This is a genomic window from Cupriavidus sp. AU9028 (assembly GCF_019795295.1).
In the GTDB taxonomy this organism is placed as follows: Bacteria; Pseudomonadota; Gammaproteobacteria; order Burkholderiales; family Burkholderiaceae; genus Cupriavidus.
In genome coordinates this window covers 30,901-55,872 of record NZ_JAIMCG010000004.1, presented here as the reverse complement: position 1 = coordinate 55,872, position 24,972 = coordinate 30,901, and the positions used below count along the sequence as shown (strand labels likewise).

Annotated in this window: 15 protein-coding genes; 6 read left to right on the top strand and 9 right to left on the bottom strand. The window is 68.6% G+C overall.

The window, feature by feature from the left end:
- Nucleotides 1–12 precede the first annotated feature (12 nt).
- The gene (gene uvrA, locus K6V06_RS05850) at nucleotides 13–2,886 is read right to left on the bottom strand and encodes an excinuclease ABC subunit UvrA (RefSeq protein WP_222240952.1); all 2,874 of its coding nucleotides are present in this window, start codon (nucleotides 2,884–2,886) and stop codon (nucleotides 13–15) included.
- Between the two features lie 469 nt (nucleotides 2,887–3,355).
- Between uvrA (K6V06_RS05850) and K6V06_RS05845 the strand changes: the two genes are divergently transcribed.
- The gene (locus tag K6V06_RS05845) at nucleotides 3,356–4,621 is read left to right on the top strand and encodes an MFS transporter (protein WP_222240950.1); all 1,266 of its coding nucleotides are present in this window, start codon (nucleotides 3,356–3,358) and stop codon (nucleotides 4,619–4,621) included.
- A 219-nt stretch (nucleotides 4,622–4,840) separates the two neighbouring features.
- Nucleotides 4,841–5,407 carry a single-stranded DNA-binding protein gene (locus tag K6V06_RS05840; protein ID WP_222240948.1) on the top strand — a complete coding sequence of 189 codons (567 nt, stop codon included), beginning with the start codon at nucleotides 4,841–4,843 and terminating at the stop codon, nucleotides 5,405–5,407.
- Nucleotides 5,408–5,498: 91 nt separating this feature from the next.
- Here the strand turns inward: K6V06_RS05840 and K6V06_RS05835 are convergent, their stop codons facing one another.
- From K6V06_RS05835 to K6V06_RS05825, 3 genes are all read right to left on the bottom strand, one after another.
- Nucleotides 5,499–5,681, bottom strand: a complete 183-nt coding sequence (locus tag K6V06_RS05835) for a hypothetical protein (protein WP_222240946.1) — start codon at nucleotides 5,679–5,681, stop codon at nucleotides 5,499–5,501.
- A 181-nt stretch (nucleotides 5,682–5,862) separates the two neighbouring features.
- Entirely contained in the window at nucleotides 5,863–7,395 is a 1,533-nt protein-coding gene (locus K6V06_RS05830) for a CYTH and CHAD domain-containing protein (protein WP_222240937.1), read from the bottom strand.
- A 267-nt stretch (nucleotides 7,396–7,662) separates the two neighbouring features.
- Complete coding sequence (locus K6V06_RS05825) at nucleotides 7,663–9,063, bottom strand: carotenoid oxygenase family protein (protein ID WP_222240935.1); 1,401 nt, start codon at nucleotides 9,061–9,063, stop codon at nucleotides 7,663–7,665.
- Nucleotides 9,064–9,237: 174 nt separating this feature from the next.
- Between K6V06_RS05825 and K6V06_RS05820 the strand changes: the two genes are divergently transcribed.
- Complete coding sequence (locus K6V06_RS05820; RefSeq protein ID WP_222240924.1) at nucleotides 9,238–9,423, top strand: hypothetical protein; 186 nt, start codon at nucleotides 9,238–9,240, stop codon at nucleotides 9,421–9,423.
- A gap of 48 nt (nucleotides 9,424–9,471) precedes the next feature.
- On the opposite strand, the gene K6V06_RS05815 is transcribed toward K6V06_RS05820, so the two are convergent.
- Together K6V06_RS05815 and K6V06_RS05810 are read right to left on the bottom strand one after the other, a co-directional pair.
- Nucleotides 9,472–10,437, bottom strand: coding sequence for a tripartite tricarboxylate transporter substrate binding protein (locus K6V06_RS05815; RefSeq protein WP_222240922.1), 966 nt, complete (start codon nucleotides 10,435–10,437; stop codon nucleotides 9,472–9,474).
- Between the two features lie 113 nt (nucleotides 10,438–10,550).
- On the bottom strand, nucleotides 10,551–11,711 hold the full coding sequence (locus tag K6V06_RS05810; protein ID WP_222241496.1) for a mandelate racemase/muconate lactonizing enzyme family protein: 1,161 nt from the start codon (nucleotides 11,709–11,711) through the stop codon (nucleotides 10,551–10,553).
- Nucleotides 11,712–11,977: 266 nt separating this feature from the next.
- On the opposite strand from K6V06_RS05810, the gene K6V06_RS05805 reads away from it, so the two are divergent.
- Nucleotides 11,978–12,973: a LacI family DNA-binding transcriptional regulator gene (locus tag K6V06_RS05805; RefSeq protein WP_222240920.1), complete on the top strand. Its 996-nt coding sequence runs from the start codon at nucleotides 11,978–11,980 to the stop codon at nucleotides 12,971–12,973.
- A gap of 106 nt (nucleotides 12,974–13,079) precedes the next feature.
- Entirely contained in the window at nucleotides 13,080–14,054 is a 975-nt protein-coding gene (locus K6V06_RS05800; RefSeq protein ID WP_222240918.1) for a LysR substrate-binding domain-containing protein, read from the top strand.
- Here the strand turns inward: K6V06_RS05800 and K6V06_RS05795 are convergent.
- On the bottom strand, nucleotides 14,009–14,959 hold the full coding sequence (locus tag K6V06_RS05795; RefSeq protein WP_222240916.1) for an alpha/beta hydrolase: 951 nt from the start codon (nucleotides 14,957–14,959) through the stop codon (nucleotides 14,009–14,011). The two genes, K6V06_RS05800 and K6V06_RS05795, sit on opposite strands and share 46 nt — an antisense overlap.
- Entirely contained in the window at nucleotides 14,949–15,917 is a 969-nt protein-coding gene (locus K6V06_RS05790; protein ID WP_222240914.1) for a tripartite tricarboxylate transporter substrate binding protein, read from the bottom strand. The genes K6V06_RS05795 and K6V06_RS05790 overlap by 11 nt, the downstream gene beginning before the upstream one ends.
- Before the next feature lie 509 nt (nucleotides 15,918–16,426).
- Here K6V06_RS05790 and garD point away from each other — a divergent pair.
- A complete protein-coding gene (gene garD / locus K6V06_RS05785) occupies nucleotides 16,427–17,941 on the top strand; it encodes a galactarate dehydratase (RefSeq protein WP_255581658.1) in 1,515 nt (504 codons plus the stop codon).
- Nucleotides 17,942–18,840: 899 nt separating this feature from the next.
- Here garD and uvrA (K6V06_RS05780) read toward each other — a convergent pair.
- A complete protein-coding gene (gene uvrA / locus K6V06_RS05780) occupies nucleotides 18,841–24,714 on the bottom strand; it encodes an excinuclease ABC subunit UvrA (RefSeq protein ID WP_222240910.1) in 5,874 nt (1,957 codons plus the stop codon).
- Between the last annotated feature and the right edge of the window lie 258 nt (nucleotides 24,715–24,972).

The following is a 24,972-nucleotide window of genomic DNA, read 5'->3' as shown; positions in this document are numbered from 1 at the left end:
GCGGCCGGGGCGCTATTTGCCCTGGCCCCGCTCGATCAGCGGCGCCAGGTACCTGCCGGTGAAGCTCGCCTTGCTGGCGGCCACCGCCTCGGGGGTGCCGCGGGCGATGATCTGGCCGCCGCCCGCGCCGCCCTCGGGACCGAGGTCCAGCAGCCAGTCCGCGGTCTTGATCACGTCCAGGTTGTGCTCGATGATGACGACCGTGTTGCCCTGGTCGCGCAGCTTGTGGATGACTTTGAGCAGCAGCGCGATATCGTGGAAATGCAGGCCCGTGGTGGGCTCGTCCAGGATATAGAGCGTGCGGCCGGTATCGCGCTTGGACAACTCCAGCGACAGCTTGACCCGCTGGGCCTCGCCGCCGGACAGCGTGGTGGCCGACTGGCCCAGGCGGATATAGCCCAGCCCCACGTCCAGCAGCGTCTGCAGCTTGCGCCGCACCACCGGCACGGCGCTGAAGAACTCGTGCGCCTGCTCGACCGTCAGGTCCAGCACCTCCGAAATGCTCTTGCCCTTGTACAGCACCTCGAGCGTCTCGCGGTTGTAGCGCTTGCCGTGGCAGACGTCGCACGGCACGTAGACGTCGGGCAGGAAGTGCATCTCGACCTTGAGCACGCCATCGCCCTGGCAGGCTTCGCAGCGGCCGCCCTTGACGTTGAACGAGAAGCGGCCGGGATCGTAGCCGCGCTCCTTGGCCGACGGCACGCCGGCGAACAGCTCGCGGATCGGCGTGAACAGGCCGGTGTAGGTCGCCGGGTTCGAGCGCGGCGTGCGGCCGATCGGGCTCTGGTCGACGTTGATGACCTTGTCGAAGTGCTCCAGCCCGTCGATGCGGTCGTGCGGTGCCGGTTCCGCCGACGAGTTGTACAGATGCCGCGCCACCGCGGGATACAGGGTGTCGTTGATCAGCGTGGACTTGCCGGAGCCCGATACGCCGGTGACGCAAGTCAGCAAGCCGACCGGAATCTCGGCCGTGACGTTCTTCAGGTTGTTGCCGCTCGCATTCAGGATGCGCAGCATCCGTTCCGGGTCCGGCTGGGCGCGCGTCTTCGGCACGTCGATGGTCAGCTCTCCGGACAGATACTGGCCCGTCAGCGACTGGGGCGACGCCTCGATCTGCGGCGGCGTGCCCTCGGCGACGATCTGGCCGCCATGGACGCCGGCGCCCGGCCCGATATCGACCACATAGTCGCTGGCGCGGATCATGTCCTCGTCGTGCTCGACCACCAGCACCGAGTTGCCGATATCGCGCAGATGCTTGAGCGTGCCGATCAGCCGGTCGTTGTCGCGCTGGTGCAGGCCGATCGACGGTTCGTCCAGGACGTACATCACCCCGGTCAGGCCGGAGCCGATCTGCGAGGCGAGGCGGATGCGCTGGGCCTCGCCGCCGGACAGCGTATCGGCGCTGCGCTCCAGCGACAGGTAGTCCAGGCCGACGTTGTTCAGGAAGTTCAGCCGCGCAGTGATTTCCTTGACGATCTTGTCGGCGATATCGCGCTTGGCGCCCTGCAGGTTCAGCGTCAGGAACCATGTCAGCGCGTCGCGCAGCGGCCAGCCATTGATCTCGAAGATGGCGCGGGCCTGCTCGTTCTCGCCGACCTTGACGTGCCGCGCCTCGGTACGCAGCCGGGTGCCATGGCAGGTCGGGCAGGCCTGGTTGTTCTGGTACTTGGCCAGTTCCTCGCGAACCGCAACCGAATCCGTCTCGCGGTAGCGCCGCTCCAGGTTCGGAATGATCCCTTCGAAGGCGTGCGAGCGCGTGGTGGTGCGACCCTTCTCGTTCATGTAGGTGAAGGGGATTTCCACCTCGCCCGAGCCGTGCAGCACCACCTGCTGTACCTCGGCGGGCAGGTCCTCGAAGGCCGCGTCCAGGTCGAACTCGTAGTAGGCCGCCAGGCTTTGCAGCATCTGGAAGTAGAACTGGTTGCGGCGGTCCCAGCCCTTGATCGCGCCCGAAGCCAGCGACAGGTTGGGGAAAGCCACCACCCGCTTCGGATCGAAGAAGGTGATCTGGCCCAGACCGTCGCAAGCCGGGCAGGCGCCCATCGGGTTGTTGAAGGAGAACAGCCGCGGCTCCAGTTCGGGCAGCGAATAGGAGCAGACCGGGCAGGCGAACTTGGAGCTGAACAGGTGCTGGTGGCCGCTGTCGATCTCCACCGCCAGCGCGCGGCCGTCGGCCAGGCGCAGCGCGGTCTCGAACGATTCAGCCACGCGCTGCTTGATATCCGGGCGCACCTTGACGCGGTCGACCACCACCTCGATCGAGTGCTTCTCGTTCTTCTTCAGCTTGGGCAGCGAGTCCACCTCGTAGACGCGCGGCTGCGCCTCGTGCGCGGTACCGCCGCCCGAGCGGATGCGAAAGCGCACGAAGCCCTGCGCCTGCATCGATTCGAACAGGTCGGTATGTTCGCCCTTGCGATCGGCCACCACCGGCGCGAGGATCATCAGCTTGGTGTCCTCGGGCAGTGCCAGCACGGCGTCGACCATCTGCGACACGCTCTGCGCCTGCAGGGGCAGATCGTGATTCGGGCAATAGGGCGTGCCGGCGCGTGCGTAGAGCAGGCGCAGGTAATCGTGGATCTCGGTGACCGTGCCGACCGTGGAGCGCGGATTGTGGCTGGTGGCCTTCTGCTCGATCGAGATCGCGGGCGACAGGCCCTCGATCAGGTCGACGTCCGGCTTCTCCATCAGCTGCAGGAACTGGCGCGCGTAGGCCGACAGCGACTCGACATAGCGGCGCTGCCCCTCGGCGTAGAGCGTGTCGAAGGCGAGCGACGACTTGCCCGAGCCGGACAGCCCGGTGATCACGACCAGCCGGTTGCGCGGCAGGTCGAGATTGATGTTCTTCAGGTTGTGGGTGCGGGCCCCACGGATGCGGATTTCGTCCATATTCCCTTCGTCTTCGCCAGACGGGCCGCCGGCCGTGTCGGTACGGTCGGTCCCGCCTCGATGGCGCCAGGGCGCCTGGGCGCCACGGCCGATGCATTAGCAGGAAGTGCGCCCGGAGGCTCCTGTGAGGCGCGGGCACGAGCGCAGGCCCGCTCCGGCACGTCGATGCGAGCGGTGGCACGGGTCCAGCCAGTCATGGCCAGCCCCGGCAAGGCGCAGCGAGGCACAGGGCTGACTGGCGCTCTTGTCGGGACTTTGCACTGCTGCGGTTGACTGCGGCTTCCCGGCCCAGGGCCGCCGGAGCCGGGAAGCAAACCTGCTAATATACCGAACTTCGGTTTCGGGGGTTGCCACCCCTCTGACTGCCGGTCCTGCCGGTCAGGCAGTACGGACAGGGAACAGCCGGGCAGATGCCCCGCCGTGCACCATGGCCGGCCGCACGTTCCCGATCAGTCGCCCCACGAGCGCAATGCCCTCGACCCAGTCTTCCACTTCCCAGGCAGTCGACAGCGCGAGCAGCGAGACCGCCGCCAAGCCAAAGGCGGCCCGCCAGCGCATGAGCGCGATGGAGCTGCGTGCCAGCGTGTCGCTGGCCAGCATCTTTGCGCTGCGCATGCTCGGGCTGTTCCTGATCCTGCCGGTCTTCGCGGAATACGCGCGGGGCCTGCCCGATGGTCACGACGCGCAGCGCATCGGCCTCGCCATGGGCATCTATGGCCTGATGCAGGCCTTCCTGCATATTCCGCTCGGCTGGCTGTCCGACCGCATTGGCCGCAAGCCGGTGATGGTCGGCGGGCTGCTGCTGTTCGTCGCCGGCGCGGCGGTCGCTGCGATGTCCGATACGCTGGTCGGCATCACTATCGGGCGCGCATTGCAGGGGATGGGCGCGATCTCCGCTGCCATCACCGCCTGCATCGCCGACCTGACCAGCGAGCGCAACCGCACCAAGGCGATGGCCATGGTCGGCGGCAGCATCGGGCTCACCTTCGCGCTGTCCCTGGTGATCGCCTCGCCCCTGCTGCGCACCATCGGCATGCCGGGCATCTTCGCGCTGATGTCCGTGCTGGGCGTGCTGGCGATCGCCGTCACGCTGTTCCTGGTGCCGGCGCCGCCCGCGCCGCAGGCCAACCGTCTGCCCTTCGGCCGCGTGCTGTTGCACGCCGACCTGGCACGCTTGAACGCCGGCGTGCTGGCCCTGCACGCGGCACAGGTGGCGATGTTCATGGTCGTGCCGGGCATGCTGGTCAGTGCCGGGCTGCCGGTCGATGCGCACTGGAAGGTCTATCTGCCGGTCGTGCTGCTGTCCTTCGTGCTGATGCTCGGCCCGATGATCGCCGCCGAGCGGCATGGGCGCGTGCGCGTCGTGGTGCTGGGCGCCGTCGCGCTGATGACGGTGGTGCAGCTGCTGTTCGCGGTGATCCATGGCCTGTGGGCGATCGTTGGCGTGCTGCTGCTGTTCTTCATCGCGTTCAATATTTTGGAAGCGATGCAGCCCTCGCTGGTGTCGCGCTACGCCGCCGCCGCGCGTGGGGCTGCGCTGGGTGTCTACAACACCATGCAGGCGCTCGGGCTGTTTCTCGGCGGCGCGCTGGGGGGCTGGTTGCTGCAGCACCAGGGACGGTCCGGGGTCTTTCTCGGTTGCGCGGCTGCGATGGGGCTGTGGCTTATAATCGCCTGGAGCATGAAGGCTCCGCCAGCCCGCGAGCGGGCCGGGGACGCGGCCGCCGTGGGATGAACCGCGTCGGGGAGCCGCCGGGACCGTATTTCGCCGCCGGATTTCGCATCAAGCGGTAAGATTTTCCAGTCGCCGATGGCCGTAAGATAGGCGCCACGGCGCCCGCAGGCGGCCAAAAGAAACTCAGTCGTATCGCATCGTTCGCCGGCCCTCGCGCCGGCGTATCCGTTTCAGTACCCGCGCCAGGACGCCAGCCGGCGCGGTTTTCGGAGAACTCGCATGGCATCCGTCAACAAAGTCATCCTCGTCGGGAATCTCGGCGCGGACCCCGAAACCCGCTATATGCCCAGCGGCGACGCCGTCACCAACATCCGGCTGGCGACGACCGATCGCTACAAGGACAAGCAGAGCGGCGAAATGAAGGAGATGACCGAGTGGCACCGGATCGCCTTCTTCGGCAAGCTCGCCGAGATCGCCGGGCAATATCTGCGCAAGGGCTCGCAGGTCTATATCGAAGGCCGCATCCGCACCCGCAAGTGGCAGGACCAGTCCGGCCAGGACAAGTACAGCACGGAGATCGTCGCCGAGGCGATGCAGATGCTGGGCAGCCGCGGAGGCGGCGGCGGTGGTGGCGGTGACGACATGGGCGGCGGCTACTCGCGCGAATCGTCGGGCGGCGGCTACGGCGGTGGCGGTGGTGGCGGTGGTGGCGGCGGTGGCGGTGGCTACGGCGGCGGCCGCTCGGGTGGCGGCGGTGGTGGCGGCGGCCAAGGTGGCGGCGCACGCCGTCCACAACAGGCGCCGTCGAACGGCTTCGAGGATATGGACGACGATATTCCGTTCTGACGCGGACCGAAGTCCGACCTGTGCCGCACAATCGATGAAGCCCGCGTCATGCGGGCTTCATCGCATTTGTGCCCAGCGAATTCTCGGGTGGTTACCGGGGACCATGGCGACGCTTTGCCCCGCCTCCCGCGCCATGGTCCTTGCCGGCCTTGGTATGACTGCCGGCGTGCTGGCCGCTGGAGGGTTTGCTGCTGTCGGTGGTGGCCGGCTTGCCCGAATTCGCTTCGGCCTTGACGTCCTGCTCGGTGCGGTTGCTCGGGGGGGCGGTTTTCATGGTCGGCTCCTCGTTCAGGGTAAGGGGGATCGATGGGACGGCCGTCTTGAATGCGAGGCAAGGGAATGGTCCTTCGATGGTTCCTCGTTGCCCGATGTGCGCCTCCAGGGCGACCGCTCCCTGCTGCGGTCGCAAGCGCCGTGCCATCGCAGCCCACGCGCCTTGCGAGTCATATGAAGGATCAATCCGGCCGGGCGGTCTTCCGGAATGCCTTCCACAACTTCCTCTGCCTGCCGCGGTCATCGGCCAAGCGGGCCGCCAGGAATCCGCGCGCGTAGCTGGCGCCGTTCGCCGCCTGCCGATGCCGGCGTTGCAGGTGATCGAGCAACTGGTCGGCCACTGCGATGTCGTTGCCCCAGCCCAGGTCGTCCTGCAGGCGTGTCAGCGCACGGCGGTAGTGCTGCAGGGCCTTGCGCTGGTACAGCGAGGCAAAGAACTCGGTGGTGTAGCGCAGTTTTTTTGCCGCGATGCGCGCGCGGTGGCGATCGGCGGGGGCCAGCTTGTGCAGCGCCTTGCCGCGTCGGAGCAGCTTGCGATGGCGCTGGCGCAGCACGTCGCCGGCAAGGTCGCCGACGCGCTGCTTCAGCTGCTTGCGGACCATCGGGTCGCTGTCCGCTCGCCAGGGCGCGGTCGCGAGCCAGTGATCCAATTCCAGCGCGAGCCGCGCGTAGCGAGGGGAGCGCACCGCCTCGGCGGCATCCTCGCGCCGTGCCCTGGCGATCTCCGTCACGGCGGTCTCGGCCCGGCGCATCTCTTCCTGCTGGCTCTGCGGCGCCGTGACCTGCGGCAGGGTGGCCCTGGCGAGCACTTCCCAGTCGCGCGACTTGCCCAGTTCATCGGCGATCCACTTGAGTTCGCGTTGCAGCGCTTCGGGCGGGGTGATCACGCCGGCGAAGAGGTCCAGCGCGGAGCGCAGGCGGCGCAGGCCGACGCGCATCTGGTGCACCGCCTCGGCCGAATAGCCGGCGGCGACGCCGGGCGCGTTGGCGTGGACCTGCGTCAGGCAGTTCTGCACGATCTTGAAGAACGCGTCGTCCACGCTGTCCTTCTTCTTGAGCACGATGGGCGTGGCCGTCACCACGGTGGGCGGCTCGCTGACCAGCAGCCGGTAGCCACGGTCGCTCTTGCTTTGCAGGCTCAGGCGCAGCGGCAGCCGTTCGGCAAGATGCAGTGCCAGCGCCGCGAGGCTGGTGCGCTCGCCGCGTTTGAGTTCCAGTTCGAGTTCGGTGAACGGCTGGTCCTGCTCTTCGGTGGAGACGCTGCCCGAATCGAGCGCCAGTTCGACTTCCTCGCCCTCCGGCGCCTTGAGCTGCCACACGAGCCGGGTGACGGTCGTTCGGAAGATGGGCGCGAGTCCCGCCTGCAAGGTCGGTTCCCGCAGGATTGCCGCCAGGGGCGATGTTGTCGGCACGACGGCCAGCAACGCGCCTAAGTCGGGCTGGGCCCCGGCAACTTCCGTCTCGTATTCCTCGCGTTCGAACCAGCCACCCTCCGGCGAGCCGGCGCACTTGACGGTCTGCACATGACGGTCGCCATTGCTGCGCACGCGCAGCGAGGCGCCGTGGCGGCGCAGCTGCAGGTCCGCCGTGTCGAAGTACTGGCTCTCCAGTTGCTCCTCGTGCGGCGGCTGCACCTGCAATTCCTGCAACAGCGGCAATTCGCGGAGTGCGGCTTGCTGATCCTGAGTCAACTCGAATTTCAGTTCCCTCTCCATGCAAAAGGCTCCATCTTTACGAACCGCACCGCCGCGCGAGCTGGGGAAGCAGGGCGCGCGGTGCGTCCGGGTTGGTCTTCATCGACGGTGGCGCGCTGCGATGTGGCAGCGGCCAAGTCAACGAAAAGCCGCAAAAGGCGTGCCTTTTTTGTGACAAATTCACGTCGTCGCAAAACGTTCACGTTGGGCATCAGGACCCGACCGGGACCGCGCGTCCCCGCGTGCCGGCCGCAGGTAGCGGCCGCTCAGGCGGCGCTCATGCCGCCGTCAGCCCGCTACCCAGGAGCCATGAAAGCCGAAGGGCACGCGCTGTGGCAGCTCGATGGCGGCGAGCGGTCCGGAAGCGATGTCGCACGCCTCGAAGATCTGCATCTCGCTGCGTCCGGTTTCGGGTTGCCAGACCACCGTCAGCATCCAGCCGTCGCCCTCGTCGGCCCCGCGCGCGGCGAAGACCGGCTCGGACGGCACGCCGCCGTCGGGGAAGGCGTAGCGGTCGCGTGCGCCGGTGACCATGTCGGCATGGACAATACCGGCCAGCTCGCCGCTGCCGTCGTCATCGGCGGCCGCGAACCAGCCGTGCCGATAGGGCAGGCCATTGCGGCGCTCGTCGATGCGCGGAAATTCGCCGGCGGCATCGTCAAGCCGCTCGACCCCGAAGCTGTTCCCGGCGCCGGACAGGTCCAGCGTCCAGCGCGTCAGGTAGGCCTGCTGACGTGCTGGATTGCCGGCGCTGCCGTCCGCGTGCGGGAACAGCGGCGCTTCGTCGTACATCATCACGTCCGCATGCAGCCGGCCGTCGGCTTCCCAGGCGTTCATCACATGGAAGACGTAGCAGGGCGGGCCCTCGAACCAGCGCACCTCCCCGGCCGGATTGCCTCGTGCGAGCACGCCCAGCATGGCGGCCTTGCCGGGCTCCCAGGCATACGCCGGGCCGCCTTGCCGCGCGCGCGGCAGGCTTCCCGTCAGCGGTAGCACCGGCAGCACGATGTGGTTCTGCGTGACGATGAAGTCGTGGATCATGCTGCAGTACGGGGTCTGCAGTTCCTGCACATGGCGCAGCGCGCCGCCGGCATCAATGGCGCCAACGCGCACGCCGGTGCTCAGCATGCCGGTGGCGTTGTAGCCGAAGAAGACCATCTCGCCGGTATCCGGGTCGGTCTTCGGATGCGCGGTGAACGGGCCGGTAGGCAAGCCGAAGTCGACGTAACCGAGGGTCTCCAGCGTGCGCGGCGCGATGCCGGTGGGAAGGTGACCTTCCTCCAGGGCCAGCAGCTGGCCCGCGTGCTGCACGATGTGCGTGTTGGCCACGCCGCCGTCCTTGCCGGCCCAGGCCGGCGCGTCGGGCAGCTTGCCGGCAAAGGTGCGGAACAGCGCCCGGCCGGCGCGATCCTCGTCGCGCCATTTCGGCGTGCGCACCCAGCGGTTGCGGTACGACGCCTGGCCGTTGTCGATGGCGATGGCGTGGATCATGCCGTCGCCGCCGAACCAGTGCAGGCCGGGCAGGGGAAAGCGGGGGTTGGGGCCGTTGCGGTACAGCACCCCTTGCAGGCCGCGCGGCAGCTCGCCGCGGATGACCAGCTTGTCTGCCTCGATCTCGCTGTGCACCGGAGCGTAGTTGTCCTGCACCGCGGTGGCGTCCATTGAGGCAAGCTCCAGTTGGGTGTCCATGGCGAGACTCCGGTCGAGTCGAGAGGGGAGGGGCCGCGGCGATCGACCGCCCCTGATGTTTAGGTAGCGGGCCGCGATTTGTCCAGAAAATCTCCCCTGCGTGCGACGAACGGCGGCGCGTGCGGCGCCATGCGTAAAATGGCGGCCTGACTATTGCGCAATTGGGGAATCGCAGTGAAGAAGACCGACCTGGAGAAAAACAAGGGGCTGAAAATCGCCAACAGCATGAAGCACGCTGGTGCGCGGCGCGGCGCCGGTGTGCCCAAGGGTGAGCAGCAGGGGCGCAAGCCGGACAACGGCGGCGGCCTGCTGGGCAAACTGCTGGGCAAGGCCGTGCCGCCGACGAAGCAGGAACGCTAGCCGGCGGCGTCCAGGCGAGCGCCGGGACGGCCAGCCCAGGGACGGCTCTCAGTCCGCCGTGATTCCGCCCACCTCGATTACCTTCTTCCAGCGCGCGTACTCTTTTGCCTGGAACGCCGCGAACTCTTCCGGCGTATTGGCTACGATCTCGAATCCCACCTCCAGCAGTTTCGGCTTCACCGCCGGATCGTTGACGGCCGCTGCGATGGCCTCTTGCACCTTTGCCTTGATGTCCGCCGGCAGCCCCCTGGGCGCCGCGACCGCCTGCCAGGAATAGACGGTCGTATTGCGGATGCCGGACTCCTCCATGGTTGGCACGGCTGGCAGCACGGGCGAGCGCTGGTTGCTGGTGATCGCCAGCGCACGAAGCTTGCCGGCCTTGACCAGCGGCACCGCGGTATTGATGTTCATGAAGGTCGCATCGACCTGGCCGCCGATCAGATCGGTCATGGCCGGCGCGCCGCCCTTGTAGGGAACATGGATGCCGGTCGTGCCGGTCTGCTGCCAGAACAGTTCGGCGGTCAGGTGGTCGCTGGTGCCATTGCCCGCGGACGCGAAGGTCATCTTGTTGGGGTTTGCCTTCAGGAAGGCAATCACATCCTGCAGCGTCTTGTGCGGCGAGCTGGCCGGCACGGCCAGCACGTTCGGCGCCTGCACCGCGACGCTGATGTAGTCGAAGTCCTTCAGGGGGTCATAGCCGGGGCTCTTCACCAGATGGGGTGCGATGACGAACGGTCCCAGCGAGGACACGAACAGCGTATAGCCGTCGGGCGCCGCCCGGCGCGTCGCGGCGGCGGCGATCATGCCAGCGGCCCCCGGTCGGTTGTCGACGACGAAGGTGCCGCCGAAGCGCTCCTGGAATTTCGCACTGAGCATCCGGGCGACGTTGTCGGTCGAGCCCCCCGGCGGGAAGGGCACGACCATCGTGACCGGCTTGTCCGGCCAGCCGGCGTGGGCGCTGGCGATCGACGCGCCCAGTAGTACGGTTGCAACCAGCGTGTTCAGCGTTCTCATCCACCTCTCCTCGTGGTTCTGACGACTCGTTGACCGGTTGCCCGGACAGCGCGGTGTGCCCCGTTGACGTCGATTCCCCCTTGCCGGGCACGATGGTCCGGGGGCTGGGCGCCTTATGGTCGGGCGCCGAACTCGGTCTGCTGCCGCGTCCAGGCGCGCGCCTGCTCGCTGATGGAAACGCCCAGGCCGGGCGCGGTCGGCACCACGATGCGGCCGTCGCGGATCTGCAGCCGTTCGTTGAACAGCGGTTCGAGCCAGTCGAAATGCTCGACCCACGGCTCGCGCGGATAGGCGGCGGCCAGGTGGACATGCAGCTCCATGGCGAAGTGGGGCGCGATCATCAGCCCGGCGTGCTCGGCCAGCGCCGCGACCTTGAGAAACGGCGTGATGCCGCCCACGCGCGGCGCATCGGGCATCAGGTAGTCGGCGGCGCGGTGGCGGATCAGCTCCCAGTGCTCGGCCGCGCTGGTCAGCATTTCCCCGGTCGCGATCGGCGTATCGAAGCTGGCGGCCAGGGCCGCATGTCCCTCGTGGTCATAGGCGTCGAGCGGCTCCTCGATCCACACCAGGTTGAACGACTCGAAGGTGCGGCACATGCGCTGCGCGGTCGGCCGGTCCCACTGCTGGTTGGCATCGACCATCAGCGGCACGGCGTCGCCGAGCCGCTCGCGTACCGCTGCGACGCGCTTCAGGTCCAGCGCCCCGTCGGGCTGGCCTACCTTCAGCTTGATGCCGCCGATGCCGCGCTCGACCGATGCGGCGGCGTTGACCAGCAACTGGTCCAGCGGGGTATGCAGAAAGCCGCCCGAGGTGTTGTAGCAGCGTACGGAATCACGGTGGGCGCCCAGCAGCTTGGCGAGCGACAGCCCCGCCCGCCGCGCCTTCAGGTCCCACATCGCGACGTCGAAGGCGCCGATCGCCTGCGTCGACAGGCCGCTGCGGCCGACCGAGGCGCCGGCCCAGCACAGCTTGTCCCACAGCCGGGCGATATCGCTGGCGTCCTCGCCGAGCAGCGCGGGGGCGATCTCGCAGGCGTGCGCGAACTGTCCGGGGCCACCGGCTCGCTTGGCGTAGCTGAAGCCGAGACCTTCATGCCCGTCGGCGGTGCGGATCTCGGCGAACAGGATCGCCACTTCCGTCATGGGCTTCTGCCGGCCCGTGAGCACCTTGGCATCGCTGATCGGCGTGGCGAGCGGCAGGTAGCAGGAGGACAGCCGGATCCAGGCGATGGCGCCGGGCAGCGCAGGAGCGGAGGCGGTGAAGGAGGGCGGCATGGTCATGGCGAGGCGGCATCCCGTTAGGTGGAAGGAGAATCGGGCAGCCCGCCCGCAGCGCTTGCCGCTCTGGAAAGAGAATGACAACGTTGTCATTTTTGCGCGGAGTGCGGCGCGCTTCAGCGGTGTTGCGCAGCGGTATAATCGCTCGGGGCCACCCTCTTGGGTCGCCCGGCTGCCTTGATGACGAATGCTAACGTTGTCATTTTGGCGGGTCAACCGCCGTACTGCGGGTACGCCCTCCTGATTTACCCCTACTGACCGCCATGACCGACTCCACCGCTCCAAAGTCCGTGACGCTGCATGACGTGGCACGCGAGGCGGGCGTGTCGCTGATCACCGCGTCGCGCGCGTTGAGCAAGCCGAACCTCGTGTCCGACGCCACCATCGAGCGGGTTCGTGCCGCGGTCGAGGCCACCGGCTACATCCCCAATCTGCTGGCCGGCGGCCTCAAGTCACGGCGCAGCATGACGGTGGCGTTGCTGGTGCCCAGCATCTCGGTGGCGCAGTTCGTGCCGACCATCAAGGCGCTGACCGAAGCGCTGGATGCGGCCGGCTACCAGCTGATCCTGGCCCAGATGGGGTACGACCACGCGCGCGAGGCGGCGCTGCTGAACACCATCATCAGCCGTCGCCCCGACGGCATCGTGGTGGCCGGTTTGCTGCGCTCGCCGACCTCGCGCGAGCAGCTGCGCCGCGCCGGCATTCCGGTGGTGGAAACCTGGGAACTGAGCGACCGCCCGGTCGACATGGCCGTCGGCTTCTCCCATCTGAAGGTGGGCAGCGCGGTGGCGGGCTATTTCCTGTCGCGCGGCTGGCGCCGCGTGGCCATCGCGACCGCGGACGACCACCGGGCGGCGGTGCGGCGCGAGGGTTTCCTGTCGACGATTGGCCATGACGTGCCCACGGTGGTCGTCCCCGCACCAAGCAGCCTGGCCTCGGGCCGGCGCGCATTGGCGCAGCTGCTCGAACAGGACCGGCGAATCGAGGCGATCTGCTGCAGTTCGGACCAGCTGGCCCAGGGGGTACTGGTGGAGGCGGCGGCGCGCGGGCTTCGCAGCCCCGAGGATCTGGCGATCTGCGGCTTCGGCGATGCCGATTTCGCCGCGCATATGGAGCCCTCGCTGACCACGGTGCAGGTGGACGGCCACGGCATCGGCGATCGCGCGGCAAGGCTGATCCTGGCTCGCTGCCGTGGCGAGACGGTGCCGGAGCCGGTGATCGACGTCGGCTTTCGCATCGTGGAGCGGGCCTCGACCTGACAGGCGTGGCATCGCGGCCGGCAGGGCGCCCCGGGACAATCGGGATATGACTTGCCGGGCACTGGCGTTAAGCTGGCGGCATCAGAGCGACATTGCCGGCACCTCCATGACGCCGTTCCGCCCGCCATATTCGATCGCCACGCTGGAAGCGTTTCTCGCCGTCGCCCGGCTGGGCAGTTTCACGCGCGCGGCGGAATGCCTGTGCCTGACGCAGGGCGCGGTCAGCAAGCATATCCGTCTGCTGGAGTCGCATCTGGGCGTGCCGCTGTTCAGCCGCGTGGGTGGCGTGGCGCTGACCCCCGCCGGCAGGATGTTCCTGGAGGGCGTCGAGCCGGCACTGGACCAGTTGGCCGCCACCGACCGGCGCGTGCGGCAGACCGACCCGGATGTCACACAGATCCGTATCCTCGCTCCGCCCGCGGTGCTGCAATACTGGCTGATCCCGCTGCTGCCGGGCATCGGCAAGGACCATCCGGACATCGACCTGCAGGTATCGACGCGGCTGCTGTCGGCACGCGTGGCCGAGCAGGACGTCGATGCGGAGATCCGCTTCGGCACCGGTTCCTGGCAGGGCGTCAGCGCCGACTATCTGTTCGGCCGGGAGATGGCGGTGATCGCGTCGCCGGAGCACCTGTCGCGCGACCCGGTCACCCGGCCGGAGGATCTGGCGCGCTGGCCGCTGCTGCAGCACGTGCTCTATCCCACCGCGTGGGCCGAGTGGAACGCAACGCTCGCGCCGGGCATGCGGCTGCCGGCGCCGCGCCAATCCTATGACCACTACGCCGTGATGATCGAGGCCATCCGCGCGGGCCTGGGCATCGGCCTGATGCCGCGCCTGCTGGTGCGCCAGCATCTGTCGGACGGCCTGCTGGTGGCGCCGTTCAACGAGGTGATGCTCGGCAGCTGCGGCTACTTCCTGGTGCTGGACGAAACACGGATTCCGCCGCGGCGTCTCAGCACCGTGCGCAACTGGTTCGTCGCGCAGGCCCGGGAGATGGCGCAGGCGTGGCTGGCGCATGCCAGCCCGCCTGTGCATTACCGCAGCAGCGACAGCAGCGCGTCCGCGGCGTCGTCCACCTGACGGCGGGCCGCCTCGCTGGCGTTCAGCAGCCGGGCAAAGCCATGCAGCATGCCGGGCGCCCGGCGAAACCGCACGTCGATGCCCTGCGCGGCCAGCCGCTGATGCAGCAGTTCGCCTTCGTCGCGCAGCAGGTCGTGCTCGGCGGTGACCAGCACCGTCGACGGCAGCGCGGACAGGTCCGGCCAGCGCAGCGGCAGCGCGCCCTCCGGCATGCCGCCGCCGAGCAGGGCGCGCCAGTACCAGCGCATGCTGGCGCGCGTCAGCGCCGGGCCATCGGCGTACAGCCGGGCGCTGAGCGTGTCCAGGCCCGGGTCCAGCGCCGGATAGAACAGCAACTGCGCCCGCGGCGCGCGCTCCAGGCCCCGTAGCGCATAGGCAAGGGTCAGCGCGACATGGGCGCCGGCGCTGTCGCCGCCGATCACCCAGCCGGGGCCAAAGTCGAGCTTGAGGATGGCGGCATGGCGGAGCAGCCAGTCCAGCACGGCCTGCCCGTCGGCCTGCTGCGCCGGATAGGGGTTCTCCGGCGTGCGGCGATAGTGCACGCTGATCACCGCCATCCCGGTCCTTGCGGCCAGATGGGCGCACAGCGCGTCGTGCGTCACGATGCTGCCCACCGCCCAGCCGCCGCCGTGGAAGTAGAGCAGCGGCCGTGCCGGCGTGTCGGCGTCGCGGCGATACAGCGCCAGCGGTATCTCGCGGCCCGGCGCGGTGACGTACCAGTTGTCGCGCAACACTCGCTCGTGGCCGCCGGTGGCGCGCGCCAGCCGGCGCGCGCGCAGTTCGCTGGCAAGCCTGCGCGCCTCGGCCTCCGGCAGTTCCACGCCGTCGGCCTCGCCGGGCATCGCCTGCGTTTCCTCCACGGCCGCCAGCAGCGCCGGGTCGATCGGTCGGTCCTCAGTCTGCACGGATCCCCCGGGCGCGGATGATGTCTCCCCAGCGGCGGGTCTCGTCGGCGACGAACTTGCCGAAAGCCTTGCCGGCCGGACCGCCCACCGTGACGCCTTCCTTGGCGAACCGCTGCTTCAGCTGCGGATTGGCCAGCGCCTGCGCGACCGCCCCGCGGATCTTCTCGGCGGTGTCGGCCGGCACGCCGGCAGGCAGGAACAGGCCGAACCAGTTGATCACATCGAAGTTGGGCGTACCGGCTTCCTGCATCGTCGGCACCTGCGGGAAGGCCGGGTTGCGCTGCGCCGAGGTCACGGCGATTGCGCGATACTTGCCCGCCTCGATCATGGGCAGCGCCGAGCTCGGGTTCTCGAAGATGCCGGTGACCAGGCCGCTGACCACGTCGGCGGTATGCGCGGAGCCGCCGCGGTAGGGCACGTGCGAGATCGGCAACTTGGTCGCCGAGGCGAACAGCTCCATCGACATATGGCTGAGGGTGCCCTTGCCCCCCGAGGCCAGCGTCACCCCCTTGTCCTTGCCGGCGGCCGCCTTCAGGTCCGCCACGGTCTTGATGGGCTGCACCGAACCGATCACCAGCAGCAGCGGATTGGAGACGACCATGGCGACCGGCTCGAAATCCTTCGCCGTGTCATAGGGCAGCTTGTCGAACAGCGAATTGTTGACGGCGAAGCCGCCGCCGGCGAGCAGCAGGGTATAGCCGTCCGCCGGCTGTTTTGCCACATACTCGGTGCCGATGCGGGTATCCGCGCCGGGGCGGTTGTCGACGATGAAGGTCTGGCCGGTGATGGCCTGCAGTTGCTGGGCCGTGGCGCGGGCCGAGATGTCGGCGATGCCGCCCGGGGCATACGGCACGATGATGCGCACCGGTTTGGTGGGCCAGTCGGCTGCGTGCGCCGAGGCGGCGGCCGTGATGAGAGTCAGCGACGCCATCATGGCGCCAAGCAGGTTGAATCGCATGGTCAGTCTCCTCGCTCTATTTCTGTTGCGGCGACTATGTCATATGGCCATGCCTTGGCGGTTGACGGTTTCTCATGCGCATGAAGGAGAGGAATGGCTTTGGGGGACGGCGAGCCATGGCGTGCCCTCTCCCCCGGCCCCTCTCCCGCAAGCGGGCGAGGGGAGAACGCCGGCAGCGGTTGAATCACCCGGGTTTGCTCTCTTCACCCGCAAGCGGGGGAGGGGAAAACCCCGGTAGCGGTTAATCACCCAGGGTTTGCTCCCCTCTCCCGCCGAGCGGCAGAGGGGCCCGGGGGAGAGGGTCTCGGGCGCCTCAATTGGCGAAAAGCCCATCGCGATTCTTGCAACGCCGAGCGGCAAATGATAACGTTGTCATCGGTCCGCTGGACATGCGGACAAGCAAGGGGACACCAGCAATGCAACAGACATCCGACGCCGCCGTGGCGATTCCCGCAGTGGCGAATCCGCCTGCCCAGAAGCCCGCGGCCGCCCGGCCGCTCTACATCACCATGCACCCGGACGACAACGTGGCCATCGTCGCCAACGATGGCGGGCTGCCCGCCGGCACGCGCTTCGACTGCGGCCTGGTGCTTGCCGAGGCGGTGCCCCAAGGGCACAAGGTCGCGCTGACCGACTTCGCCGAGGGCGATCCGGTGGTGCGTTACAACGTGGTGATCGGCCATGCCGCCAGGGCGCTGCCGCGCGGCAGCTGGGTCAACGAGCGCGTGCTGCGCATGCCGGAACCGCCCGGGTTGGAGAACCTGCCGATTTGCACACGCGTCCCGCCGCCCGCCCCGCCGCTGGAGGGCTATACCTTCGAGGGCTACCGCAATGCCGACGGCTCGGTCGGCACGCGCAACATCCTGGCGATCACCACCACGGTGCAGTGCGTCTCGGGGGTGGTCGACTACGCGGTGCGCCGGATCAAGGCCGAGCTGCTGCCGAAGTACCCCAACGTCGATGACGTGGTCGGGCTCGAGCACGGCTATGGCTGCGGCGTGGCAATCGATGCGAAGGACGCCGCCATTCCGATTCGCACCATTCGCAATATCGCGCTGAACCCGAACTTCGGCGGCGAGGTGATGGTGGTGAGCCTGGGCTGCGAGAAGCTGCAGCCGGCTCGGCTGGCCAGTGCCGGCACCATTCCGATCCAGCGCGAGGGCGAACTGGACGTGGTCTGCCTGCAGGATGAGCAGCACGTCGGCTTCGAATCGATGATCGACTCGATCATGGCCAGCGCCGAGCGCCATCTGCAGCGGCTGAATGCCCGCCAGCGCGAGACCTGTCCGGCCTCGGACCTGGTGGTCGGCGTGCAGTGCGGCGGCAGCGATGCGTTTTCCGGCGTCACTGCCAATCCGGCGGTCGGCTTCGCCGCGGACCTGCTGGTGCGCGCGGGTGCGACGGTGATGTTCTCGGAGGTGACCGAGGTGCGCGATGGCATCGACCAGCTGACCGCGCGCGCCGCCACCCCGGAAGTCGCGCAGGCGCTGATCCGCGAGATGGCCTGGTACGACAACTATCTGCAGAAGGGCGAGGTGGACCGCAGCGCCAACACCACGCCGGGCAACAAGAAGGGCGGACTGTCCAATATCGTCGAGAAGGCGATGGGCTCGATCGTCAAGTCCGGCACGGGCGCCATCCATGGCGTCTCCGGTCCGGGCGAGCGCGTCACGCAGAAGGGGCTGATCTATGCGGCCACGCCCGCAGGCGACTTCGTCTGCGGCACGCTGCAGCTGGCCGCCGGCATCAACCTGCATATCTTCACCACCGGCCGGGGCACGCCGTACGGCCTGGCCGAAGTGCCGGTGATCAAGGTAGCCACGCGGCGGGATCTTGCACGCCGCTGGCACGACCTGATGGATATCGACGCTGGCCGCATCGCCACCGGCGAGGCGACCATCGAGCAGGTCGGCTGGGAGCTGTTCCACAAGATGCTGGACGTCGCCAGCGGCCGCAAGTCATGGGCCGAGCATTACAAGTTGCACAACTCGCTGGTGCTGTTCAATCCGGCGCCGGTGACCTGATGGATGGCGGGTCCCCGCCGTGGCGGGGACCCACGCTGCTGACAACACCCCGTCATTCCCGCGAAGGCGGGGACCCAGTGGCTTTTGAAGACGCTGGATTCCCGCTTCCGCGGGAACGACGCGTTGGTTGTGCAAGCGTGGTCAGCATGTCATCCCGCCGCCGGTGACAACACCTCGTCGTCCCCGCGAAGGCGGGGACCCAGTGGCTTTTGAAGACGCTGGATTCCCGCTTCCGCGGGAACGACGCGTTGGTTGTGCAAGCGTGGTCAGCATGTCATCCCGCCGCCGGTGACAACACCCCGTCATCCCCGCGAACGCGGGGACCCAGTGGCTTCTGAAGACGCTGGATTCCCGCTTTCGCGGGAACGACGCGTTGGTTGTGCAAGCGTGGTTCAGCATGTCATCCCGACGCCGGTGACAACACCCCGTCGTCCCCGCGAAGGCGGGGACCCAGTGGCTTTTGAAGACGCTGGATTCCCGCTTTCGCGGGAACGACGCGTTGGTTGTTCAAGCGTGGTCAGCATGTCGTCGCGACGCCGGTGACAACACCCCGTCATCCCCGCGAACGCGGGGACCCAGTGGCTTTTGAAGACGCTGGATTCCCGCTTTCGCGGGAACGACGCGTTGGTTGTGCAAGCGTGGTCAGCATGTCATCCCGCCGCTGGTGACAACACCCCGTCATCCCCGCGAAGGCGGGGACCCAGTGGCTTTTGACGACGCTGGATTCCCGCTTTCGCGGGAACGACGCATTGGTTGTGCAAGCGTGGTCAGCATGTCATCCCGACGCCGGTGACAACACCTCGTCGTCCCCGCGAAGGCGGGGACCCAGTGGCTTTTGAAGACGCTGGATTCCCGCTTTCGCGGGAACGACGCGTTCGTTGTGCAAGCCTGGTCAGCATTTAGCCGGCGCGGGCCAGCGGCGCCGCTACCGGCTCGGTGTCCGCCTCCTTCTCGTCCGTTTCCGGCGCCTGCCGCGCCAGCACCGGCACCAGTGCCGCGCCGGTATGGCTGCGCGGCTCGCGCGCCAGCACCTCGGGCGGCGCGGCCGCGACGATGGTGCCGCCGCCGTCCCCGCCTTCCGGTCCCAGGTCGATCACCCAGTCCGCCTCGGCGATGACATCGAGGTCGTGCTCGATCACGACCACGCTGTGCCCGCCGTTGGCCAGCCGGTGCAGCACGTGGATCAACCGGGCGACATCGGCCATGTGCAGGCCTACCGTGGGCTCGTCCAGCACGTACAGCGTGTGCGGTGGCTTCTGGCCGCGCCGGGTGATGTCGTCGCGCACCTTGGCCAGCTCCGTTACCAGCTTGATCCGCTGTGCCTCGCCGCCGGACAGCGTGGGCGATGGCTGGCCGAGCGTCAGGTAGCCCAGCCCCACGTCCTTCATCAGCTGCAGCGGATGGGCGATGCCCGGCATCGCGGCGAAGAACTCGACCGCCTCGTCGATTTCCATCGTCAGCACTTCGCCGATATTGCGGCCGCGCCAGGTGACCGCCAGCGTTTCCGCATTGAAGCGCTGGCCGTGGCAGACATCGCAGGCGACCTTCACATCCGGCAGGAAGCTCATGCCGATGGTGCGCACGCCCTGGCCCTCGCAGGCCGGGCAGCGGCCGTCGCCGGTGTTGAAGGAGAAGCGGCTGGCGGTATAGCCGCGTGCGCGCGCTTCCAGCGTATCGGCGAACAGCCGGCGGATCGCGTCCCACACGCCGATATAGGTGGCCGGGCACGAGCGCGGCGTCTTGCCGATCGGGGTCTGGTCGACCTCCAGCACGCGGTCGATGGTTTCCCATCCGGTGACCGAGGCGCAGCCGACCCAGTTGTGCACCACCTCCACCGCGCTGCGCGTGCCGCGCCCCTGTGTCTGTGCGGGCTTGTCCGCGCTGGCGCTCTTGCGTGCGCGCCGGGTGGCGGGCGAGGACAGCACCGAGCGGCCCACCGCGTCGAGCAGATTGGTCATCAGCACGTCGCGCGCCAGCGTGGACTTGCCCGAGCCGCTGACGCCGGTGATTGCCACCAGCCGCGACAGCGGCAGCGTGGCGGTGATGTCGCGCAGGTTGTGCAGATTGGCGCCGTGCACGGTGAGCCAGTGCGGCGGCTGTGCCTCGGCGCCATCGCCCGGCTCGACCACCGGCCGGCGCGGCTGCAGCGGATGGACGATCGGCCGGGCGAGGAAGCGCCCGGTCAGCGAATCCGGCTGCGCCGCCAGATCGTCCACGCTGCCCTGCGCGACGACGTTGCCGCCGCGCTTGCCCGCGCCGGGTCCGATATCGATGATATGGTCGGCGCGCCGGATGGTGTCCTCGTCATGCTCGACCACCACCAGCGTATTGCCCTTGTCGCCGAGCTTGCGCAGCGCATCGAGCAGGATGCGGTTGTCGCGCGGATGCAGGCCGATGGTTGGCTCGTCCAGTACGTAGCAGACGCCCTGCAGATTGCTGCCCAGCTGCGCCGCCAGCCGGATCCGCTGCGCTTCGCCGCCGGAGAGGCTGGGCGCGGCGCGGTCCAGCGTCAGATAACCGAGTCCCACTTCCTCCAGGAACTCCAGCCTGCCGCGGATCTCGCTGACGACGTCGCGCGCGATGTCGGCGTCGCGCCCGCGCAGCCGCAGCTGCGGCACCCACTGGCGGGTTTGCGACACCGTCCATTGCGCGATGTCGGTGATGGCGCGGCCTGCGAATGTCACGGCGCGTGCGGCAGGGTTCAGGCGCGTGCCGCCGCATTCGGGGCAGGGCGCATGGCCGAGTCCTTCCGGTTCTGGCTCCTCGGACGGCAGGGTCTGCTCGCGGCCACGGTCGTCGCCGGCGAGCACGGTGTCGTCATAGGCGGCGCGCTGCTCGCGCGTGAGCGCCAGACCGGTGCCGACGCAGTGCGGGCACCAGCCATGCTTGCTGTTGTACGAGAACATGCGCGGGTCCAGCTCGGGATAGCTGGTGCCGCAGCACGGGCAGGCCCGCAGCGTGGACAGCACCGTCACCGCGCCGATGCCGTCGCCGTTCTCGCCGCCGTCCAGCGCCTCGCGCAGGCCATCGAGCGGGGCGAGCAGATGCACGATGCCCTTGCCGTGCTCGAGCGCCTGCTCGAGCAACGCCCGCAGCGCGGCCTCGTTGTCGGCGGACACCACCGCGTCGCCGACCGGCAGCTCGATGGTGTGTTCGCGGAAGCGGTCCAGCCGCGGCCAGGGATCGACCGGCACAAAGGCGCCGTCCACACGCAGGTGACTGTAGCCGCGCGCCTTGGCCCACTTGGCCAGATCGGTATAGACGCCCTTGCGGTTGACCACCAGCGGCGCCAGCAGACCGATATGCTGGCCGCGGTGCTCGCGCAGCAGCTGGGCCAGGATCGACTCCGGCGATTGCGCGCTGACCGGCGTGCCGTCATTGACGCAGTGCTGCAGGCCGAGCTTCACGTACAGCAGCCGCAGGAAGTGCCAGACCTCGGAGGTGGTCGCCACGGTGCTCTTGCGTCCGCCGCGCGAGAGCCGCTGCTCGATGGCCACGGTCGGCGGAATGCCGAACACCGCATCGACCTCCGGCCGCCCGGCCGGCTGCACGATGGAGCGCGCATAGGCGTTCAGCGATTCGAGGTAGCGGCGCTGGCCCTCGTGAAAGAGGATGTCGAAGGCCAGCGTCGACTTGCCCGAGCCGGACACGCCGGTCACCACATTGAAGCGGTTGTGCGGGATATCGACGTTCAGCCCCTTCAGGTTGTGCTCGTGGGCATTGACGATGCGCACCACGTCCTCGCCTTCGATGGCATGGCGGGCCCGCCGCGCCGCCGGCGAACCGGTGCGGGCCTGCTCGCGCAGCGCCGCCTGGCGCGCGTGCGCGTCGTCCTGCGTCATGTCGCGCTCGTATTGCAGCAGCGCCGCGCCGGTGTGCGACTGCGCGCAGGCCTTGGTGTCCTCCGGCGTGCCGGCGCAGACCACTTCGCCGCCGCCGTCGCCGCCCTCGGGGCCCAGGTCGATGATCCAGTCCGCCGCGCGAATCACGTCGAGATTGTGTTCGATCACGATCAGCGAATGGCCCCCCTCCAGCAGCTTGCCGAAGGCGCGCATCAGCTTGGCGATATCGTCGAAATGCAGACCGGTGGTGGGCTCGTCGAACATGAAGAGCCGCCCTTCGCTGGCATCGGGCTTGACGCGCTTGCGTCCAGCCTGCGCCGTCTCCGCGAGGAAGCCGGCGAGCTTCAGGCGCTGCGCCTCGCCGCCCGACAGGGTCGGTACCGGCTGGCCCAGCTTGACGTATTCGAGGCCGACATCGACGATCGGCTGCAGCACGCGCAGGACCTCGGCGTCGCCGGCGAACAGCTCGACCGCCTCGCTGACGGTCAGCTCCAGCACATCGGCCACGCTCAGCGCGCGCGCGCCGCGCTCGATCTTCACTTCGAGGATTTCGGCGCGGTAGCGGGTGCCGTCGCAGTCCGGGCAGCGCAGATACACGTCCGACAGGAACTGCATCTCGACATGCTCGAAGCCCGAGCCGCCGCAGGTCGGGCAACGGCCGTCGCCGGAGTTGAAGCTGAAGGTGCCGGCGGTATAGCCGCGCTGCTTTGCCAGCGACGCCTTGGCGAACAGCTTGCGCAGTTCGTCGAAGGCGCCGACATAGCTGGCGGGGTTGGAGCGAGCCGTCTTGCCGATCGGCGACTGGTCGACGAACACCGCGTCGGCGATCTGCCCGGCGCCGTGCAGCGCCCGGTGCGCGCCCGGCGTTTCGGTGGCCCGGCCGAAGTGGCGTGCCAGGGCCGGATGCAGGACGTCCTGGATCAGCGTCGATTTGCCCGAGCCCGACACGCCGGTGACGCAGACCAGCCGCTGCAGCGGAATCGACACGGTGACGTCGCGCAGGTTGTGCTCGCTGGCGCCTTCCAGTACCAGCCGGGGCGTCGCGTCGTCGACGGGGCGAGGGGTCCAGTCCGAGGCGTGCGCGACGCGGCGATGGCCGCCCAGATAGAGGCCGGTCAGCGTATCCGCGTGCCGGATCTCGTCCGGGGTGCCGTCGTAGACGATGGTGCCGCCGCGCTCGCCGGGACCCGGTCCCATGTCGATCAGCCGGTCGGCGGCAAGCATCACCGAAGGGTCGTGCTCGACCACCACCAGCGTATTGCCGGCATCGCGCAGCCGGCGCATCGCCTCGACGATGCGGTTCAGGTCGCGCGGATGCAGGCCGATGCTGGGCTCATCGAGCACGAACAGCGTGTTGACCAGCGAGGTCCCGAGCGCGGTGGTCAGGTTGATGCGCTGCACTTCGCCGCCGGACAGCGTGCGGCTTTGCCGGTCCAGCGTCAGGTAGCCGATGCCGACATCGCACAGGTACTTCAGCCGGGTGCGGACCTCGGTCAGCAGCAGCCTGAGCGCGTCGTCCAGCAGCGCGCTGGGCAGCGTCAGCTCGTCGAAGAAGCGCCGGATGCGGGCGATCGGCAGCAGCATCAGGTCGTGCACGGTCAGGCCCGGCAATGACTCCAGCTGGTCGCGCGACCACTGCACGCCGCGTGGCATGAAGCGGCGCTCGGGCGCCAGCACGGCGTCCGCGTTCTCGCGCGAACCCAGGCGCCACTGCATCGCCTCGGTCTTGAGCCGCGCGCCGCCGCACGTGTCGCACACCGTGTAGCTGCGGTACTTGGACAGCAGCACGCGGATATGCATCTTGTACGCCTTCGACTCCAGGTAGTCGAAGAAGCGGCGCACGCCGTACCACTGCGTATTCCACTTGCCGCTCCAGTCGGGGTCGCCCTCGATGACCCAGTGGCGCTGCGCTTCGGTCAGTTCGGCCCACGGGGTATCGCGCGGGATGCCGGCGCGCGCCGCGTAGCGCATCAGGTCGTCCTGCGACTCCTTCCAGGCCGGCGTCTGCATCGGCTTGATCGCCCCCTCGCGCAGCGTCTTGCGGCCGTCGGGAATGACCAGGCCCAGGTCCACGCCGATCACGCGGCCAAAGCCGCGGCAGGCTTCGCAGGCGCCGTAGGCGGAGTTGAAGGAGAACAGCGCGGGCTGGGGATCGGCATAGCGCAGGTCGCTCTCCGGGCAGTGCAGGCCGGTGGAGAAGCGCCAGATCTGCTCGCCCTCGTCCAGCAGCGCATAGACGTTGACGCGGCCGGCGCCGCGGCGCAGCGCGGATTCGATGGCGTCGATCACGCGCGCCTTGTCGGCGCCGCCGATGCGGAAGCGGTCCGCCACCACGTCCAGCAACTTGCGCGGTCCGGTGGACGACTGCACCACCCGTTGCGCCTGCACCCGCGTATAGCCGCTGACCGAAAGCCACTGGGCGATCTCGTCCTCGGTGGTGGCCTCGGGCAGCTCGACCGGGAAGGTCACCGCCAGCCGGCAGTCGCCGGCCGCCGCCGCACGCTCGCGCAGCTCGGCGTAGATGGTCTCGGGCGTGTCGTGGCGTACCGCCAGGGCAGTCTGCCGGTCGAACAGCTGGGCGGCGCGGGCGAACAGCAGCTTCAGGTGATCGTTCAGCTCCGTCATCGTGCCGACCGTCGAGCGCGAGCTGCGCACCGGATTGGTCTGGTCGATGGCGATGGCGGGCGGCACGCCCTCGACGCGGTCGACCTGGGGCCGGTCCATCCGGTCCAGGAACTGGCGCGCGTAGGCGCTGAAGGTTTCGACGTAGCGGCGCTGGCCCTCGGCATAGAGCGTATCGAAGACCAGGCTGGATTTGCCGGAGCCGGACGGACCCGTCACCACGGTCATCTCGCGGGTGCGAAGGTCCAGGTCGACTTGCTTGAGATTGTGCTGACGCGCGCCGCGGATGCGGATGACGCCGGAAGACATGGGAAGCGGTCCTTTGATGAAGCGCCCCAGGCACCGGAGGCCGGGCCCGGGGGCAGGTCGGGCGTAAACTGTAGCAAATATGTTGCCAAGGGGCGTTCCCGCCTCTGCCGCATCCCCGCCGATCCCGCCTCCGCACGGCGCTCGCGCCCGTTCCAGGCCGTTGCCACGACCACCGTGGCCTTGGCTCAGGTCTGCACCGTAGTCCGAATCCTTTGCACAGCTTTGGCCAGTTTTCGCAAGAGCCGGCTGCCCCGTGCC

Bases quoted from the DNA above. Each gene is read 5' to 3' on its own strand.
- uvrA (WP_222240952.1), bottom strand. From the start codon at position 2,886: ATGGACGAAATCCGCATCCGTGGGGCCCGCACCCACAACCTGAAGAAC.
- K6V06_RS05845 (WP_222240950.1), top strand. From the start codon at position 3,356: ATGCCCTCGACCCAGTCTTCCACTTCCCAGGCAGTCGACAGCGCGAGC.
- K6V06_RS05840 (WP_222240948.1), top strand. From the start codon at position 4,841: ATGGCATCCGTCAACAAAGTCATCCTCGTCGGGAATCTCGGCGCGGAC.
- K6V06_RS05835 (WP_222240946.1), bottom strand. From the start codon at position 5,681: ATGAAAACCGCCCCCCCGAGCAACCGCACCGAGCAGGACGTCAAGGCC.
- K6V06_RS05830 (WP_222240937.1), bottom strand. From the start codon at position 7,395: ATGGAGAGGGAACTGAAATTCGAGTTGACTCAGGATCAGCAAGCCGCA.
- K6V06_RS05825 (WP_222240935.1), bottom strand. From the start codon at position 9,063: ATGGACACCCAACTGGAGCTTGCCTCAATGGACGCCACCGCGGTGCAG.
- K6V06_RS05815 (WP_222240922.1), bottom strand. From the start codon at position 10,437: ATGAGAACGCTGAACACGCTGGTTGCAACCGTACTACTGGGCGCGTCG.
- K6V06_RS05810 (WP_222241496.1), bottom strand. From the start codon at position 11,711: ATGCCGCCCTCCTTCACCGCCTCCGCTCCTGCGCTGCCCGGCGCCATC.
- K6V06_RS05805 (WP_222240920.1), top strand. From the start codon at position 11,978: ATGACCGACTCCACCGCTCCAAAGTCCGTGACGCTGCATGACGTGGCA.
- K6V06_RS05800 (WP_222240918.1), top strand. From the start codon at position 13,080: ATGACGCCGTTCCGCCCGCCATATTCGATCGCCACGCTGGAAGCGTTT.
- K6V06_RS05790 (WP_222240914.1), bottom strand. From the start codon at position 15,917: ATGCGATTCAACCTGCTTGGCGCCATGATGGCGTCGCTGACTCTCATC.
- garD (WP_255581658.1), top strand. From the start codon at position 16,427: ATGCACCCGGACGACAACGTGGCCATCGTCGCCAACGATGGCGGGCTG.
- uvrA (WP_222240910.1), bottom strand. From the start codon at position 24,714: ATGTCTTCCGGCGTCATCCGCATCCGCGGCGCGCGTCAGCACAATCTC.